Here is an 18356-nt window from a genome sequence, read left to right as displayed (position 1 = left end):
GGATTCGTATTCCCTGAAGCCGGAGTGAGCGTCCGTGAACGAGACAGTGGCGAGCTACACCGAAGAGCAGGTCGCGCAAATCATCCGCGCCCACATCGACCAGGAGTTCCTCTTCCGGAGCAAGGACTCCGGACTGGCTGATGACGACAGCCTCATCGCGCGCGGGGTCATCGACTCGATGGGCATCTTCCGCCTCGTCAACTTCCTCGAGCAGCGGTTCGAGATCTCCGTCACCCCACCCGACATCGTGATGGAGAACTTCCGCAGCCTCCAGGCCATCCGGGCGTTCACCGTCACCCGGCTGCGCGGCCGTGACGGCGGGGAGACCGACTGATGCACCCCGACATCTGGAGGGCCTTCCAGCGGCTGCGCACGCTGCGCTCGGAGGCGCCGCCGCTGGTGCCGCGCGAGCACATCGAGGACCCGCCCGCCTCCTTTCAGCAGGAGCGTCTCTGGTACCTGGACCAGGCGAGCCCGGGCGGCACCGCGTACCACCTGCCCGTGGCCTTCCGAATCTCGGGCCCGCTGGACTGGCGAGCGCTGCGCCTCTCCCTGGAGGCCCTCGAACACCGTCACGAGGCCCTGCGGACGTCGTTCGACTCCAGCCGAGGCAAGGTCATCCAGCGCGTCCGCGCACCCGGCGCCTTCGTGCTCCCCACCATCAGCCTGCGCGACGAGGCACAGCAGCATGGGCAGCAGGAGGCCCGGTTGCGCGAGGCGCTGCACCGGGAGGCCTGGCGCCCGTTCGACCTCCACCGGGATGCACTGTTCCGCGCGACGCTGTTCGTCCTCGACGCGCGGGAGCATGTCCTCCTGCTCAACTTCCACCACATCATCTACGACGGCTGGTCCCAGGACGTGCTCTTCCGGGACCTCTCGGAGCTGTACACGGCCTTCCACGAAGGAGGCCTCTCGCCCCTGCCCGAGCTGGACGTGTGTTGCAGGGACCATGCGCGGTGGCAGCGCAAGTGGCTCCAGGGAAGCTCGCGCGAGGAGCTTCAGGCGTACTGGCGAGAGCACCTGAAGGAGCGGCTGCAAGGCCCCCGTCTCGCCTCGCGGGCGCGGACAGGGAATGTGGCCACGCCGGGCCTGCGCGAGCTGGGGCGGCTGCCCATCACGCTCTCACCGGAGGTCTCCAAGGCCCTCCTCCAGTTCACCCGGGAGGCGGGCGCCACCGCCTACATGGTGCTGCTCGCCGCGTTCCACGTCCTGCTGCACCGCCACTCCGGTGGGCAGGAGCAGCACTTCGTGTGCAGCCCCATCGCCAACCGCCCGCAGGCGCAGACCGAGCGACTCATCGGCTACTTCGTCAACCTGCTGGTGTTGCCGGCGGACCTGCGTGGCGACCCGAGCTTCCTGCAACTGCTGGAGCAGGTGCGCGGAGTCGTGGCGGGCGCGCTGGCGCACCAGGACCTCCCCGTGCAGTTCCTGGATGGAGTCAACCTGGGCGGTGAAGCCCTCTCCCAGGCGCTCTTCGCCTTCGAGAACACGCCCCGCTACCCGCTCCAGCTCACGAAGCTCGACGTCACCCCCGTCGAGCTCGACGGCGGCACGTGTGACTTTGACTTGTTCCTCGCGCTTCACGAGGAGCAGGGCGTCATCTCCGGCACGCTCAAGTTCTCCCGTCAGCGCTTCGACGCCGACGAGGCCGCGAGACTGCTCCGCGACTTCGAGACCATCCTGGGCCAGGCGGTCGCCGCGCCGGGTCAGGCCCTCTCCGCCTTCGTCCCCGACCTCGTCGTCCCACGGGATGCTCCGTCGCCCAGGCCCCTCACCCCGGAGCCTTCGCGTGCTCCGTCGGCGGGTCCGTCCGCCTCTTCCACGGAGGTGCTCGCGGCGCTGGGGACCGCCCGGCCGGAGCAGCGTCGGGCCCTGATGCGGGACTACCTGCGGAGCACCGTCATCCGCGTCGCGCTCAGGGGGCAGACGCCGGACGTCCCCTTCCAGTCGCTCCAGGAGCTGGCGCTCGACTCACTCCGGCTCATCGAGCTGACCGGACGCATCCGCACCGAGCTGTCCATCGACATGCCCGTCTCCCACTTCTTCGAGGCGACGAGCGTGGAAGTGCTCGCGGATGAGCTGCTCACGCGGTGGCTGCGCGCGCAGTTGTCGGAAACCCGAGCGCCCGCGGCCGGTGGTCGTCGGGAGCTTCTCACGCTGTAGCCACTCCACGCGCACAGGGGACTTCGAACATGAGCTATCAAGCCGACGCCTGGGTGATTCGCGCGGGCAACGCCGGTGAGCCACGCCGCGCCCGACTGACGCGCACTCGCGTCACCGTCGACGCCATCCAGGACGACGAGGTCCTCGCGGCGCCGCTCTACGGCTGCTGGGAGGGCAACAACGAGCACGCGCTCGAGCGGCAGCCCATCGACATCTGCAAGGTGCGCCAGGAGCAGGAGGTGGTCCTGGGCAACGCGGGTGTCGTCCGGGTGCTCGAGACGGGCAAGGGCGTCACCGAGGTCCAGGGCGGCCAGCTCGCGATGATGTTCCCGAGCGGGGAGACGGACGCCTACGGCTACACCGTGAAGGCCCTGGGCTACGAGGCGCCCCGACAGATGGGCTGCATGGCCACGCTGATGAAGCTCAAGGGCCGGCAGGTCATTCCCATTCCAGAGAACTCGCGGCACTCGCTGGCGCAGTGGGCGGCCTTCAGCGTCCGCTATGTCACCGCGTGGGCGAACTGGCGTGTCGCCTCCGCCGTCTTCCGGCTTCAGGTGACGGAGGCGGAGTGCCCATCGCCGCATGTCTGGGGTTGGGGCGGGGGGACGACGCTCGCGGAGCTGGCGCTCGCCAGACTCCAGGGCTGCCGCGTGGTCATGCTGTCCGGTGCGCACCGGCACCTGGAGGAGATTCGCGGCGCGGGCCTGGAGGCGCTCGACCGACGTGCCTTCGCCGGCTTGAGCTACGAGCCGGAGCGCTGGGACTCCGACACGCTCTACCGCGAGCGCTATCAGGCCGCCGAGGCCGGCTTCCTCGCGGAGGTCTCCCGTCGCACCGACGGAGAGATGGTCCACCTGTTCCTCGACTACATCGGCACGCCCGTCTACCGGGCCACCCTCAAGGCCCTGGCCCGCCAGGGCGTGATTGCCACCGCGGGCTGGAAGGAAGGCATGTCCGTCTCCCTCCTTCGAGCCCGCGAGTGCATCACCCGGCACCAGCACATCCACACGCACTACGCGCGGTATCAGGAGGGCGTGGACGCGGTGGCCTTCGGCGAGGCCCACGGGTGGATGCCCGACGTCGGCCCGCGCATCCACACCTTCGAGGAGCTGCCCGAGCTGGCGGCGGCGTACCACGCCGGTGACGCCAACTACTTCCCCTGCTTCAGCGTCAACGCGGAGGCGAAGACGTGAGTCAAGACAGCGGGGTGACGACGCTGCTCACGCGCCTCTTCGACCTGGGGATTCGTCTCTGGGTGGAGGGCGGAAAGCTGGCGGTGGATGCACCGGAAGGCGCGCTCACCGCCGAGCTGCGCGCGGAGCTCTCCGCACGCAAGGCGGAGCTCATCGCGCTGCTCGACGACAGCATGGGAGATGCCCGCGCCGCGGAGCTGCCCGCGCTCGTCTGCCGTCCCGAGGAGCGGGACGCACCCTTCCCGCTCACTGACATCCAGCAGGCCTACTGGGTCGGCCGTGGCGGCGACCTGGAGCTGGGCGCGGCCATCCACGTCTACGTCGAGATTGACAGCGAGACGCTGGACCCCGCGCGCTTCGGCGAGGCGTGGCGACGCCTCATCCAACGCCACGAGATGCTCCGCGCCGTCGCCCTGCCTGATGGAACGCAGCGCATCCTCCGGGAAGTCCCCGCATATGAAGTGGCGGTCGAGGACTACCGCGCCCTGTCTCCCGAGGAGCGGCAGCGGCGCCTGGACGCCCACCGCGAGCGGCTGGCGCAACAGATTCTCCCGCTCGACACGTGGCCGTTGTTCGAGATTCGCGCGGTGCGCCTGGAGGAGGGCCACCGGCTCTACTTCAGCATCGACTGCACCTTCGTCGACTCGTGGAGCGTGCAGGTCCTCTTCCGGGAGCTCATCCAGCTCTACGACGACCCGCACGCGACGCTGGACCCGCGCGAGCATGGACAGTCGTTCCGCGACTACGTCCTGGCCACCCGCGCGCTTCAGGAGACCGCGCTGTACCGCCGCTCGATGGAGTACTGGCGTGGACGGATTGCCACGCTACCCCCGGCGCCCGACCTGCCCCGGGTCCTGCCCGTGGGTGCGCCCCGTCACCCGCACTTCGTGCGCCGTGAAGCCCGCATCGAGCGAGCGCGCTGGGAGCGCCTGGTGGAGCGGGCGCGTGAACTTCAGCTCACGCCCACGGGGTTGCTGCTCGCCTGCTACGCGGAGGTCATCGCCCACTTCAGCAAGAGCCCGCACTTCACGCTCAACGTGCCGCTCTACAATCGTCTCCCCTTGCACGAGGACGTGGGGAAGATGGTGGGGACCTTCTCCTCGTTCCTGCTCGTCGAAGTGGACCACCGCGCTGGCGGGACGTTCCAGCAGCGGGCGCGCGCGCTCCAGGTGCAGCTCTTCAAGGACCTGGAGCACCGCTACATCGGCGGCGTGGAGATCCTCCGCCAGATGTTCCGCGAGCGAGGGAAGATCAGCGGCGCGCTGATGCCCGTGGTGCTCACCAGCTTCGCCAGCGGAGTGGAGGGCTGGGACTCCTGCTGGGTGGACCACCTGGGCCGCGCGTTCGGCCGGGTCGTCCACTCCGTCACGCAGACGCCGCAGGTGTGGATCGACCACCAGCTCGTCTTCCAGGACGGCGGCGTGTTCTACAACTGGGACTCCGCGGACGAGCTGTTTGCTCCGGGCCTCTTCGACGCGATGTTCGCGTCGTACCAGCGGCTCATCGACCGGCTGGTGGACGAGCCCGACGTCGTCCACGAGAAGCCCCTGCGACTGGCCGAACCCCAGGTCGCCTCTGGGCCTCGACGTGACGGCGCGCGCTCCGAACGCCTGCTGCACACGCGCTTCGTGGAGCAGGCCGAGGCACAACCCGGCCGGCCCGCCGTCATCGCCCCAGGGCGCACACTGAGCTACGGCGAGCTGCTGCGCGAGAGCACCGCGCTCGCCCACGCGCTCACCCAGGCGGGAGCGCGAAAGAACCACCCCGTGGCCGTGGTGATGGAGAAAGGCTGGGAGCAGGTCGTGGCCACCCTCGCCTGCTCCATCGCGGGGGCGCCCTATCTCCCCATCGACGCGGGCGTCCCCGGAGAGCGGCTGAAGCAGCTCCTCGAGGACAGCACGTGTGAGCACATCGTCACCCAGCCCTGGCTGGAGCCGCGCCTCGAATGGCCCTCCATGCCACGCCGCTTCACGGTGGAGACCGTGGCGCCCGCGTCGGCTCCACCGCTGCCTGAGTTCCCAGTGCAGAGCGCGGATGACCTCGCGGTCATCATCTACACGTCCGGCTCCACGGGGCGCCCCGGTGGGGTGATGCTCGCGCACCGAGGGCTCGTGCACGCGCTCGACGAGACGCTGCGCGAGTTCTCCATCGGCCCGGAGGACCGGGTCCTGGCGCTGACGGCCCTGCACCACGACATGTCGATGTTCGACGTGTTCGGGATGCTGTCGGCCGGTGGCGCCATCGTGTTCTGCGAAGCCACCGCGCGAAAGGAGCCGGCGCGCTGGGCCGAGCTCCTGCGCACCGAGCGCATCACCGTCTGGAACTCCGTCCCCGGGATGATGGAGATGCTCCTGGCCCAAGCCAGCGGGCGTCCGGAGCCGCTCGCCCCCTCGCTGCGGCTCGCATTCATGGGCGGCGATTGGATTCCCCTCGACCTGCCGGACCGGCTCCGCGCGCTCGTTCCGACGGTGCAGCCCGTCAGCGTGGGCGGCCCCACGGAGACGAGCCTCTGGAACATCTGGTTCCCCATCGGGAAGGTCGACCCCGCCTGGAAGAGCATCCCCTACGGCCGGCCCATCGTGGACACCCGCTACCACGTCATGGACGAGTCGCTGCGGGAGCGCCCCATGTGGGTCCCGGGCGAGCTGTGCTGCGCGGGCGTCGGCGTGGCGAAGGGCTACTGGCGCAATGAGGCTCGCACGCGTGAGCGCTTCGTCACCCACCCCGTGACGGGCGAGCGGCTGTATCGCACCGGTGACCTGGGGCGCCTGCTGCCGGATGGCACCGTCGAGATTCTCGGCCGCGTCGACTTCCAGCTCTCCATCCTCGGCCATCGCGTCGAGCCCGGTGAAATCGAGGCCACGCTCCGACTCCACCCGGAGGTCTCCGCCGCTGTCGTGGTGGCGGATGGAGACCGTCACTCGCCGCGCCTCCTCGCCTACGTCGTGCGTCGGCCTGGCGCCACGCTGTCGCAGGAGCCGTTGCGGCGCTTCCTCGGGGAGCGACTCGCGGACCACATGGTCCCGTCCGTGGTGGTGTTCCTGGAGCAGCTCCCGCTCGGCCCCACGGGCAAGGTGGACCGTGCCGCGCTGCCCAGGCCGGAGGCCCGACAGGCGCTCACGGAATCACGCGCCGACGACGGAGCGCCAGCGCACGAGGCCGAGGCCGCGCTGGCCGCCATCGTTCGGGACGTGCTCCAGCTCCCCGAGGTGGAGCGGAGGAAGAACTTCTTCGAGCTGGGCGCCAACTCCGTCCACCTGGTCCGCATCAACTCCCGCATCCGACAGGAGCTGGGCGCGGACATCCCCACCGTCGAGTTGTTCCAGAACGCGAACCTCGCCGCGCTGGCCGCGCACCTGGGACGGGTGCGGCGTGGAGACACCGGTAGCCCTTCCGCGCGTGTGAGCCAGGCCCGCGCAGACACGCTCGAGCGAAGCCCCATCGCCATCATCGGCATGAGCGCTCGACTCCCGGGCGCGCCCGACGTGGAGACGTACTGGAAGAACCTCGTCGAAGGCGTCGAGTCGGTGCGCTTCTTCACCGACGAGGAGCTGCGGGCCCAGGGCCTTCCCCGGGAGATGATTGGCAATCCGCACTACGTGAAGGCAGGCGCCGTCCTCGACGACATCGCCGGCTTCGACGCGGAGTTCTTCGGCCTCACCGCTCGCGAGGCGCTGCTCACGGACCCGCAGCAGCGGCTGTTCCTCGAATGCGTGTGGGAGTCGCTGGAGCGCGCCGGCTACCGCCCGGACGCGACGGGGAAGAAGGTCGGCGTCTTCGCTGGAAAGAGCCTGAGCAACTACATCTATCCGGAGCTCGACCTCACCCAGCCCCTGTCCTACTTCCAGCGGCTGTTCGGCAACGACAAGGACTTCGTCGCCACGCAGGTCTCCTACAAGCTCAACCTCACCGGCCCCAGCATCACGCTCCAGACGGCGTGCTCGACGTCGCTCGTCGCAGTGAGTCTGGCGTGCCAGTCCTTGTGGAACCGCGACTGCGAGATGGCCCTCGCGGGAGGCGTGTCCATCAAGGTCCCCCACCACCTGGGTTATCTCGCGGAGCCCGGCTCGGGGATGTTCTCTCCTGACGGCCACTGCCGCCCCTTCGATGCCCAGGCGCAAGGCATCCTCCCCGCGAGCGGCGCGGGCGTCGTGGTGCTCAAGCGGCTCGACCAGGCACTCGCCGACGGAGACTCCATCCACGCCGTCATCCTCGGCGCGGCGGTGAACAACGACGGCGGAGACAAGGTCGGCTTCTCCGCGCCGAATCGCGATGGACAGGCGGAGGCGATTGCTCGCGCCCAGGCGATGGCGGGCATTCCTCCGGAGACCATCCGCTACATCGAAGCGCACGGCACGGGGACTCCGCTCGGAGACCCGATGGAGATCGCCGCGCTCACCCAGGCCTTCCGACTGGGGACCTCGGCGAAGGGCTTCTGCGCGGTGGGCTCGGCCAAATCCAACTTCGGCCACCTGGACACCGCGGCGGGTGTCGCGGGGCTCATCAAGGCCGCGCTGGCCGTTGAACACGGGCTCATCCCGCCCACCCTCCACTTCGAGCGCCCGAACCCCGCCATCGGCTTCGAGCAGACCCCCTTCTACGTCAACGCTCGCCTCCAACCCTGGCCAGAAGGTCCGCATCCTCGCCGCGCGGGCGTCAGCTCCTTCGGCGTGGGCGGGACGAACGCGCACGTCGTGCTTCAAGCGGCGCCCCCGCGTGACACCTCGACGACCCGGCGTCCGGTCCACGTGCTGCCCCTCTCCGCGCGCAGCCCTCGTGCACTCGAAGCCCTGGGACGACGATTCGAGGAGTTCCTCGCCAGCGCCTCCGACTCCACGCTCGCGGACCTCTGCTTCACGGCGGGCATCGTCCGTTCTCACTTCCCGCATCGCCTGGCCGTCGTAGGCCACACGGCCGAGGAGCTGCGGAAGCGCCTTCGTTCGAGCCTCGACGAAACACGGGTGCCGGGTGTGGCCCGAGGTCAGGTCCAGTCCGAGCAGCCTCCGCGCATCGCCTTCCTCTTCACCGGCCACGGGGCGCAGTACGAGGGCATGGGGCGCGCGCTCCATGACACCAGCCCCGTCTTCCGCGAGGCCTTGGAGCGGGTGGCGGCGCTCCTTCGGACGGAGCTGGAGACACCCCTGCTCGCGGTGCTGTACGGGAGCGAGTCCCACCGACTCACGGAGCTGGCCTACGCCCAGCCCGCCATCTTCGCGGTGGAGTACGCGCTGGCGGAGCTGTGGCGCTCATGGGGCATCGAGCCAGACGCTGTCCTCGGTCACAGCCTGGGCGAGTACGTCGCCGCGTTGAACGCGGGCGTCTTCTCCCTGGAGGACGCCGTGCGACTGGTGGCGGCGCGCGGGCGGCTCATGGAGCAGCTCGCGCTGGAGGGAGAGACCCTCGTCGTGCTCGCGGATGAGGCCCACGTCCGGGAAGCGCTGGCGAAGCATGGCGGGCGCTTGTCCATCGGCTCCATCAACGCTCCCCAGAACGTGGTGGTGTCCGGTGAGGCCCCCGCCGTGCGGCAGCTCACCGACGAGCTGACGGCGCAGGGCATCCAGGTCAAGAAGCTGGAGGCCACTCGCGCGGCCCACTCGCACCTGATGGACCCGATGTTGCCGGCCTTCGAGAAGGTCGCGCGGACCGTCACCTATCGCGCTCCCACGCGGGCCCTCATCTCGAACCTGACGGGGCGGCTCGCGGGTGGGGAGGTCGCGACGCCCGAGTACTGGGTGCGACACCTGCGTGAACCCGTGCAGCTCGCGGAGGGAATGCGGACGCTGGCCGCGATGGGGACGCAGGTGTTCCTGGAGCTCGGTCCGAAGCCGACGCTGGTCTGGATGGGGCGCGAGTGCCTGCCCGTGGTCCAGGCCCAATGGCTGTCGAGCCTGCGCAAGGGCCATGAGGACTGGCACCAGCTGTCGGAGTGTCTGGCGACGCTCTACGCGCAAGGCGCACCGGTGAGCTGGCGGGGGTATGAGCAGGCGGAGGCCCGTCGACGCGTGGCGTTGCCCACCTATCCGTTCGAGCGACAGCGCTTCTGGTCCGACGAAGCCGGTCCTCGGGGAACCGCGCGCCGCGAAGACACCCGGACTTCACATCCGCTGCTCGGAGCACGCGTGTCGGCGGCGACCTTGCGTCCAGGAGAGCTGCTGTTCGAGTCGCGAATCGGTGCCTCGTCGCCGTCCTATCTGGGCGACCACCGCGCGCTCGGAACAGCCCTGCTGCCAGCGACGGCGTATCTGGAGCTGGCCCTCGCGGCCGGAGCCGTGGCGCTGCCGAACCAGGCGCTCGTCGTCGAGGAGCTGGCGCTGGAGCAGGCCCTCATCCTCCCGGAGCAGGGAGAAATCACGCTCCAGACCGTGGCGCGGACCACGGGCGAGCAGGTGCTCACCATCGAGGTGTTTCGCCGCGAGGAGAGCGGAGACGCAGACGCCCGGTGGACACGCCACGCCTCCGGCAAGGTGAGACCCGCTCGGGCAGAAGACGCGGCGCCGACCCGACTCGCAGCCGCGCTCCTGCACCCCACCGGGGTAGAGGCCCAGCCGGGGACGGTCCACTACACGCGAGCCCACAAGCTCGGGGTGGAGTTCGGCGAGGCGTTCCGCGGACTCGTCGAGCTGTGGCGTGACGACCTGGGTGCCTGCGCGCGCATCGACGTCCCGGAGCGACTGCGAGATGCGTCCAGGCCGCACCACGTCCATCCCGCCGTGCTCGATGCGTGTCTCCAGCTCGTTGGAGCGGTGGGACCGGAGCTGCGCGAGGGTGACTGGCTGCTGCCCGCGAGCTTCGGTCGCGTGCGCGTCCACCGGGCCTCACTGCCCCATCGAATGGTGAGTCGAGTCGTTCCGCGCTCACCGCTCCTGGCGGACGTCTTCGTCTACGACGAGGCAGGCGACGAGGTGCTCCGCGTCGAGGGCTTCGAGCTCAAGCGCATCCGTGGCGAAGCCTTTCTCCAGGGCGCACGGCCAGGACTCGAGGATGCGCTGTACGAGCCCGCCTGGCGCGACCAGCCCCGTCCCGTCAGCGAGGTCATCCATCGCCCCTCCACGTGGCTCCTCATCGCGGACGACCAGGGAGTCGCCGAAGCCCTGCGCGCCCGCGTGGACGAAGAGGGACGCGACACCTGCGTCGTCGTCCAGGCGGGCCCTCACTATGAGCGGCAGGGGGCCCATCGCTTCCAGGTAGACCTCGCGCGTCCCGAGCACTTCACGCGATTGCTGGAGGAGCTGGCCCGCGACGAGCGCCCGCTCCGTCAGGTCATTCATCTGGGGACACTCTCCTCGCCGTCCACTCCCATCCTCCAGGCGGAGACGCTGGCCGAGGACCTTCGCCGGACCTGTGGCGGCGTGCTGCATCTCATCCAGGCCCTGGTCGCGCGGAACGCTCCGCCTCCAGTGCTTCAGCTCGTCACGCGAGGGGCCCAGGAAGGCAAGCCTGGCGCGGGCTCCACGTTGTGGGGACTGGGACAGGTCATCTCCCTGGAGCACCCGGAGCTGCGCTGCCGTCGAATAGACCTCGCGCCGTCAGCGGGCCCCGAGGCAAGCCGAGAGCTGCTGGCCGAGCTTCGCTCCGAGAGCCAGGAGGACCAGATCCGACTCGAAGGTGGGTCGCGACAAGTCGCGCGGCTGCGCATCGCGGAGGCCTCTCGTTCGGAGACCGCGCTCCATCCAGAGGCCACCTACCTCATCACGGGCGGCTTCGGTCGCCTGGGTCGCCTCGTCGCGCAATCGATGGTGGACCGAGGCGCTCGCTGCCTCGTGCTCCTGGGGCGACAAGCGCCTTCCGATGACGACACCGGACTCGCCGCGCTCCGCGCCGCTGGAGCGCGCGTGCTCTGCCTCGAAGTGGATGTGAGTCGCTCGGAGTGCATGCGCGCGGCGATTGAGGAGGTGAACCGCCTGCTCCCTCCTCTTCGCGGCGTCGTGCACGCGGCGGGCATCGTGCGGGACGGGCCGCTGCGGACCCAGACGTGGGAGTCGTTCGCCCAGGTGCTCGCGCCCAAGGTCCAGGGCGCTTGGAACCTCCACACCGCGACACGGGGACACGCGCTCGACTTCTTCGTCCTGTTCTCCTCCGTGTCTTCCCTGCTCGGGAACGCGGGGCAGGCGAACTACGCCGCGGCGAATGCCTTCCTGGATGGCCTCGCGCGACACCGACACGCGCTCGGACTGCCGGGCCTCAGCATCGCCTGGGGGCCATGGTCTGGAGAAGGCACGGCCGCGAGCGAGGCCTTCGCGGAGCGCCTGCGCGGACAGGGGCTCGGCCTGCTCTCACCCGTGCACGGCCTCACCGCGCTGCACCGGCTGTGGACCCACGCGCGGCCCAACATCGCGGTCGTGCCCATCGACTGGAAGCAGCTCGCCAGTACGAGCTCCTCCACGTTCCTCGCGGAGCTGGTGAGCCGAGGCGAAGCGTCGCGAAAGAGCGGCGCCGCGCAACAGGGCTTCCGCCAGCGACTCGAGGCATCACCAGCCTCCGAGCAGCAGCCGCTCCTGCGAGCCCACGTGCGTGAGCAGGTGGCGGCGGTCCTGGGTCTGGCTCCGTCCGCGGTGGGCATCGACCGGGGACTGTTCGACCTCGGCCTGGACTCGCTCGGCTCGCTGGAGATTCGCAACCGCCTCCAGGCCTCACTGCCCTGCACGCTGCCCTCCGTCGTGGTGTTCAAGCACCCCAGCGTCGCTCAGCTCTCCACGTACCTCGCCACGGAAGTGCTGCGACTCGCCTCGGCGGCGCCCAGCCCCCAGGAGGAAGCCGGCGAGGAGTTGCCGCTCGACGAAGTGGTCCGCCGGTTGGAGCGAAAGCTCGAGGACATGGGCTAGATGAGCACGTCAATTCCCAGTGGCGGTCAGGAGGCCCTCCTGCGGCGCGCACTGCGCAAGCTGGAGGAAACCGAGTCCAAGCTCCACGCCCTGGAGCGAGGCCAGCGCGAGCCCATCGCCATCATCGGGATGAGCTGCCGCTTTCCCGGCGGGGCCACCAGTCCCGAGGCCTTTCGTGAGCTGTTGTCCTCGGGGCGAGACGCCGTGCGCGACGTTCCCGTCGAGCGCTGGGATGCGGAGGCGCTCCATGACCCGGACCCGGATGCGCAAGGCGCACTGACCGCGCGTAAGGGCTGCTTCATCGACCAGCCGGACCGTTTCGATGCGGCCTTCTTCGGCATCAGCCCGCGTGAAGCCGCGCGGATGGACCCACAGCAACGACTGCTGCTCGAAGTGAGCTGGGAGGCACTGGAGCGAGCGGGCGTGGCCCCTGACTCGCTGATGGGAAGTTCGACGGGGGTGATGGTCGGCGTCGCCAGTCATGACTACTTCGAGATGTCCACGAGCGAGCCGGAGGCCATCGACGCGTACACCGGCTCGGGCACGGCGCTGAGCGTGGCGGCGGGGAGGCTCTCCTACGTCCTGGGACTGAGGGGGCCCGCGCTCTCGGTGGACACGGCGTGCTCGTCGTCGCTGGTCGCGGTCCACCTCGCCTGTCAGTCGCTGCGGTTGGGGGAGTGCAACCTGGCGCTCGCGGGCGGAGTGAGCCTGATGCTCGCGCCCATCCTCGCGATGATTGAGTCGCGCACGCGCATGCTCGCACCGGACGGACGCTGCAAGACGTTCGACGCGTCGGCGGATGGCGTGGTGCGCGGCGAAGGTTGTGGCGTGGTGGTGCTGGAGCGGCTCTCCGATGCGCAGCGGGCGGGACATCGCATCCTCGCGGTCATCCGAGGCTCGGCGGTCAACCAGGATGGCCGCAGCGCGGGCCTCACCGTGCCGAACGGCTCCGCTCAAGAAGCCGTCATCCGCCGAGCCCTGGAGCAGGCCGACCTCGCACCGAAGCAAGTCGGCTTCGTCGAAGCGCATGGCACGGGCACCGCGCTGGGAGACCCCATCGAGGTGGAGGCCCTGGGGGCCGTGCTGTCCGAGGGGCGTGCGGCGGAGGCCCCCCTGTTGATTGGCTCCGTGAAGCCCCACATCGGTCACCTGGAAGCGGCGGCTGGCATCGCGGGCTTGATGAAGCTGGTGCTCGCCCTGGAGGACGGCACCTTGCCGCCGCACCTCCACTTCAAGACGCCCAACCCACGCATCGCCTGGGACGACCTGGGCGTGCGCGTCGTGACCCAGCCCACGCCCTGGCCGCTCATCGATGGCCGTCGCATCGGCGGTGTCAGCTCCTTCGGCTTCTCGGGGACGAACGCCCACGTCATCGTGGAGCAGGCGCCCGCGAAAGAAGAACGGCCCACAGTGCCCGAGCGTCCCTGGCAGCTCGTGACGCTGTCGGGCGCTTCGCCGGAGGCACTGGAAGCCCAGGTCGACCAGTACCACCGTCACCTCGTCCGGAATCCCGCGCTGCCGCTCGCGGCTGTCGCGGCCACCGCGAACAGCGGGCGCACCCACTTCGGTCACCGCGCCGCGTTCATCGCTCGGAACACCGAGGAGCTGACGGGACAGCTCCAGCGCCGGGAGTCCACCCGCCGAGGAGCCACTCCGGACGAGCCTCCGCGCATCGCCTTCCTCTTCAGCGGACAAGGCGCCCTGTACGCGGGCATGGGCAAGGAGCTGTTCGCGTCCGAGCCGCGCTTCCGCGAAGCGCTGGAGCGCTGTGACGCCCTCCTCGCCCCGCGCCTGGAGCGCTCGCTCCTCTCGGTGCTCTTCGACGAGGACGCGGAGTCCACCCTGCTGTCCCGGACCGCCTGCACCCAGCCCGCGCTGTTCTCGCTCCAGTACGCGCTCGTGGAGCTGTGGAAGTCCCTCGGCATCGAGCCCGCCGCCGTCCTGGGTCAAAGCGTGGGCGAGCTGGCCGCGGCCTGTGCCGCCGGAGTCTTCTCGTTGGAGGATGGGCTGACGCTCGTCGCCGAGCGGGGCCGGTTCATGCAATCCCTCACGGACGAGGGACCACTGGAGCCGATGCTCCAGGGCTTCGGGGACATCGTCGCGCGGCTTCGGATGACGGAGCCCAGGCTCCCCTTCATCTCCAACATGACGGCTCGGATCATGGGCGCGGAGTTCACTCGGCCCGACTACTGGGTCGGGCAAGTGCGCGGCCCGGTGCGGTTCGCGGAGGGAGTGCGCGCGCTCCGAGCCACGGGCTGCGACGTCTTCCTGGAGGTGGGCCCGGGCTCGACGCTGCTCGACCTGGCGAAGAGCAACCTGCCGGACGACCAGGGCCTGTATCTGTCCAGCTTGAGGAAGGGTGCGCCGGAGTCACGCGGACTCTTGGAGGCCCTGGCGGAGCTTCATGTCCGTGGCGCGCCCGTGCGGTGGGCGGGGCTCGAAGCCAGTGGCGTCCGGAGCCGCGTCACGCTGCCGACCTATCCGTTCGAGCGTCGCCGCTACTGGCTCAAGGAGGAGACGTTCCAGTTCAGGTCGAACCGCGCCCGCGCCACGAGCGAAGCAACGACGCCGCATCCCTTGCTGGGACAGCGGCTCCACTCCCCCGTGCAGGGCCCCGGCGAATCACACTTCGAGGCGCATCTGGGTCCCGCCTCGCCGCCCCTGCTCGGACAGCACCGCGTCTTCGGGCGCGCGGTGGTCCCCGCCACGGCCTTCATCGAGCTGGCGCTCGCGGCGGGACAACGGACGCTCGGGGAGGGAGCACTGCGTCTGGAGGCGCTGGAGATCTCCCAGCCCCTCCTGCTCCTCGAAGAGGGCACCACCGTGGTGCACACCGTGCTCACGCCGGACGGCCCAGGACGACAAGGGGTGCGAATCTTCAGCCGAGCTGACGACGCGTGGCGGCTCCACGTCGCGTGCAAGGTTCGGCGAGAGGACGCGCGCCGTCCCGACGCCATCCCCATCGCTCTGCCCACGAAGCAGGCCCTGCTCTCCGTCGAGTCGCACTACCAACGGACCCGTGAGCACGGCCTGCTGCTTGGCCCCCTCTTCCGCTCCATCCAGTCCCTCTGGCGCACGGAGCAGGGGGGTGGTGCCCACGTGGTCGTGCCGGGTGCGGGGGGACGCTACGTGCTGCACCCCGCCCTGCTGGATGCCTGTCTCCAGGCACTGAGCGTCGGGTTCGGTGACGCGGTGGAGGGCGAAGCGTGGCTGCCCGTGGGAATGGAGCGCCTCACGGTCCACGAGTCGCCGAGAGAAGCCGCCTTCTGCGAGACGCACGAGCGTCCGTCGCGCGGCAAGGGGCGCCTGCGAGTCGACGCATGTCTTCGCGCGGAGGATGGCCGGGTGCTCGTCGTGGTGGAGGGCCTGGAGCTGCGCCTCGCGCGCCGTGAGTCCTTCCTCGGAGCACAGCCCGCCTCGGACTGGCTCTACACCGTCGACTGGCCCATCGCCCCGCGAATGGACACGGAAGCCGACTTCATCCCGGCCCCCCAAGTCATCGGTGACGCCGTACGCGAAGGTCTGGACACCATCATCCCCGAGGAGGACGTCGCGCGTTACACGGCGGTCCTTGGACGGCTCGAGACCGCGAGCCTGAGCTACATCCTCGCGGCGTTCCATCGACTGGAGGCGGGCTTCGCCCCCGGTCAGCGGTTCAGCACCCGAGCACTCGCGGAGCGGCTCCGAGTCGCCACGCCCCACCAACGACTGCTGGGGAGGCTGCTCGCCATCCTCTCCGAGGAAGGTTTCCTGGAGCGAGCCAGCGAGGGCTGGAACGTCCTCCGAGCACTTCCGCCCATGCAAGCGGAGCGCCTCCCCTTCGCACCGGAGGATTCGTCCTCGACCCGCGCCCAGCTCGCGATGCTGGAGCGCTGCGGGATGGAGCTGGCGGCCCTGCTGCGCGGAGAGCGCGACGCGCTCGAGCTGCTCTTCCCTGACGGAAATCCAGACGCGGTGGCGGAGCTCTACCGTGGCACCCCCGTCATTCGGATGATGAACACCGTGGCGCGGCAGGTCGTCATGCGCGCGCTCGCGGAGGCACCACCGGAGCGCCGCCTGCGCATCCTGGAGGTAGGCGCGGGCACGGGTGAGACCACCGCCTGGGTGCTGCCGCGACTCCCCGCCGAGCGCAGCGACTACGTCTTCACGGATGTCTCCGCGTTCTTCACGGAGCGGGCCGCGGAGCGCTTCACGGAGTTTCCCTTCGTCCGCTACGAGGTGCTGGACGTCGAGCGCACGCCCGTGAGCAAGGAGCGCTACGACCTGGTGCTCGCCTCGAACGTCGTGCACGCGACGAGGGACGCGAGACAGACGCTGCGCAACCTCCGCGAGCTGCTGGCACCTGGAGGCACCCTCGTCCTGTTGGAGGGAACCGTCGCGCTGCGCTGGGTGGACCTCACCTTCGGACTCACGGACGGCTGGTGGCGCTTCGAGGACACGGCACTGCGCACCGAGTGCCCGCTCCTCCCAGCGGCTCGCTGGTGTGAAGTGCTGAAAGAGGAAGGCTTCTCCCAAGCCGCCATCGCCTCCCCGAGTGACTCGCTGCCGCCCCTCCTGGGACAGCAAGCCGTCATCGTCGCGCAGGCGCCGCGAACGCCGAGGGAGACGCGCGCTGTGGGCGCCTGGCTCATCCTCGCGGACCGAGGGGGCGTGGGCCAGTCACTGGCCAACCGCCTCCAAGCCCAGGGCGGTGAGTGCTTCCTCATCCACGAGAACAGTGCGAACGAGGTCGACCCTCGGTCCGCAGCTTCACTCTCCCGGTTCCAGGCCAAGGTCCCCCACGTTCGGGGAATCATCCACCTGTGGTCGTTGGATGGAGCGCCCGCCGCCGACCTCTCCACGCAACAACTGCGCGAGGCCTCGAAGGCGGGCTGCGGCAGCGTCTTGCAGTGTGTCCAGGCGCTCACCCAGGCCGCACACGCACCGCCTCCGCCGCTGACGCTCATCACCCGAGGAGCCCAACCCGCGGGGGGCGTGGTTCCAGGAGTGGCCTCGTCGACGCTCTGGGGACTGGCCCGCGTGATTGGCCGTGAGCACCCCGAGCTGCGCTGCCGCATCATCGACCTGGATGACGCACCCACGTCGTCCGAACCCGACGCGTTGGTCGACGCCGTGCTGGACACGAGCAACGAGCAGGAGCTCGCGCTGAGAGGCACTGAGCGCAGGGTCGCCCGCCTCACGCGAGCCACCCAGCTCACATCAAAGCACGGCCTCTCCATCCGGCCTGACGCCACGTATCTCATCACGGGAGGGCTCGGCGGACTGGGCTTGCTGACGGCACGCTGGCTCGTGGACCAAGGTGCGCGCCACCTCGCGCTCCTCTCGCGCAGGACACCGGGTGCCGAAGCGCAGGTGGCCCTGGCGGACCTCACGGCACGAGGAGTCACCGTGCTGGCCCTGCCCTGCGACGTCTCACGCGAGGAGTCGCTGTCCCAAGCCCTGGCGGAAGTGGACCGGCGACTGCCACCCCTTCGAGGCGTCTTCCACTCCGCGGGCGTGTTGGAGGACGGCGTCCTCTCCGGACTGAGCTGGGAGCGCTTCGCCTCGGTGCTCGCGCCGAAGGTCGACGGCGCCTGGAATCTCCATCTCCACACCCGGGCAAAGGCCCTGGACCTGTTCGTCATCTACGGCTCGGCGACGTCGCTGCTGGGAGCGTGGGGACAGGCGAACCACACGGCCGCCAACACCTTCCTCGATGCGCTGGCGCACCATCGCCGGGCCCTCGGGCTGCCGTGCACGTGCATCGCCTGGGGTGCGTGGGAGGGAGTCGGCGCCGCTAACCGCGCGGAGGCGGGCGCACGCATGGGCGAGCTGGGCATGAGCACCATCAGCCCCGAGCGGGGTCTGGAGCTGCTCGAGCGCATCCTCGCCTCCGAGGCCACGCAGCTTGGCGTGATGCCCATCGTCTGGACGGAGTTCGCCCGGAAGGTCGGCGCCAGCCCCTACCTGTCCCGACTGCTCGCCGAGACGAAGTCGGAGACGGAGCCACCCGCGCGAGAGGGCTTGCTGGCCCGCCTCCAGGTCGCCTCCGTGCATGAGCGGAGGGTGATGCTGGACGAGCACGTGCGGAGCCAGCTCGCGCGCGTCCTCGGCATGAGCAGCCTGGACACCGTCGATGGAGACCATCGGCTGTTCGACCTGGGCATGGACTCGCTCACCGCCGTCGAGCTGAAGAAAC

At 69.9% G+C, this 18356-nt stretch carries 5 protein-coding genes; all 5 read left to right on the top strand.

The genetic code is table 11. The features are described 5' to 3' along the window. Positions 1-34 precede the first annotated feature (34 nt). A complete protein-coding gene (locus ACN469_RS26515) occupies positions 35-334 on the top strand; it encodes an acyl carrier protein (RefSeq protein WP_498772038.1) in 300 nt (99 codons plus the stop codon). Continuing rightward, positions 334-2163, top strand: coding sequence for a condensation domain-containing protein (locus tag ACN469_RS26510; protein ID WP_498772036.1), 1830 nt, complete (start codon positions 334-336; stop codon positions 2161-2163). The genes ACN469_RS26515 and ACN469_RS26510 overlap by 1 nt, the downstream gene beginning before the upstream one ends. Before the next feature lie 29 nt (positions 2164-2192). Next, entirely contained in the window at positions 2193-3356 is a 1164-nt protein-coding gene (locus ACN469_RS26505) for an MDR/zinc-dependent alcohol dehydrogenase-like family protein (protein WP_498772034.1), read from the top strand. Continuing rightward, positions 3353-12178 (top strand): amino acid adenylation domain-containing protein, encoded by an 8826-nt coding sequence (locus ACN469_RS26500; RefSeq protein WP_498772032.1) that lies wholly within the window; start codon positions 3353-3355, stop codon positions 12176-12178. Before ACN469_RS26505 ends, ACN469_RS26500 begins: the two co-directional genes overlap by 4 nt. Beyond that, a partial coding sequence (locus tag ACN469_RS26495; RefSeq protein ID WP_498772030.1) for a type I polyketide synthase occupies positions 12179-18356 on the top strand: 6178 nt, incomplete at its 3' end.

This window comes from Corallococcus terminator (genome assembly GCF_049194865.1).
Lineage (GTDB): Bacteria > Myxococcota > Myxococcia > Myxococcales > Myxococcaceae > Myxococcus > Myxococcus terminator_A.
The sequence above is the reverse complement of the archived record's forward strand: the minus strand, read 5'-3'. Positions and strand labels throughout refer to the sequence as shown.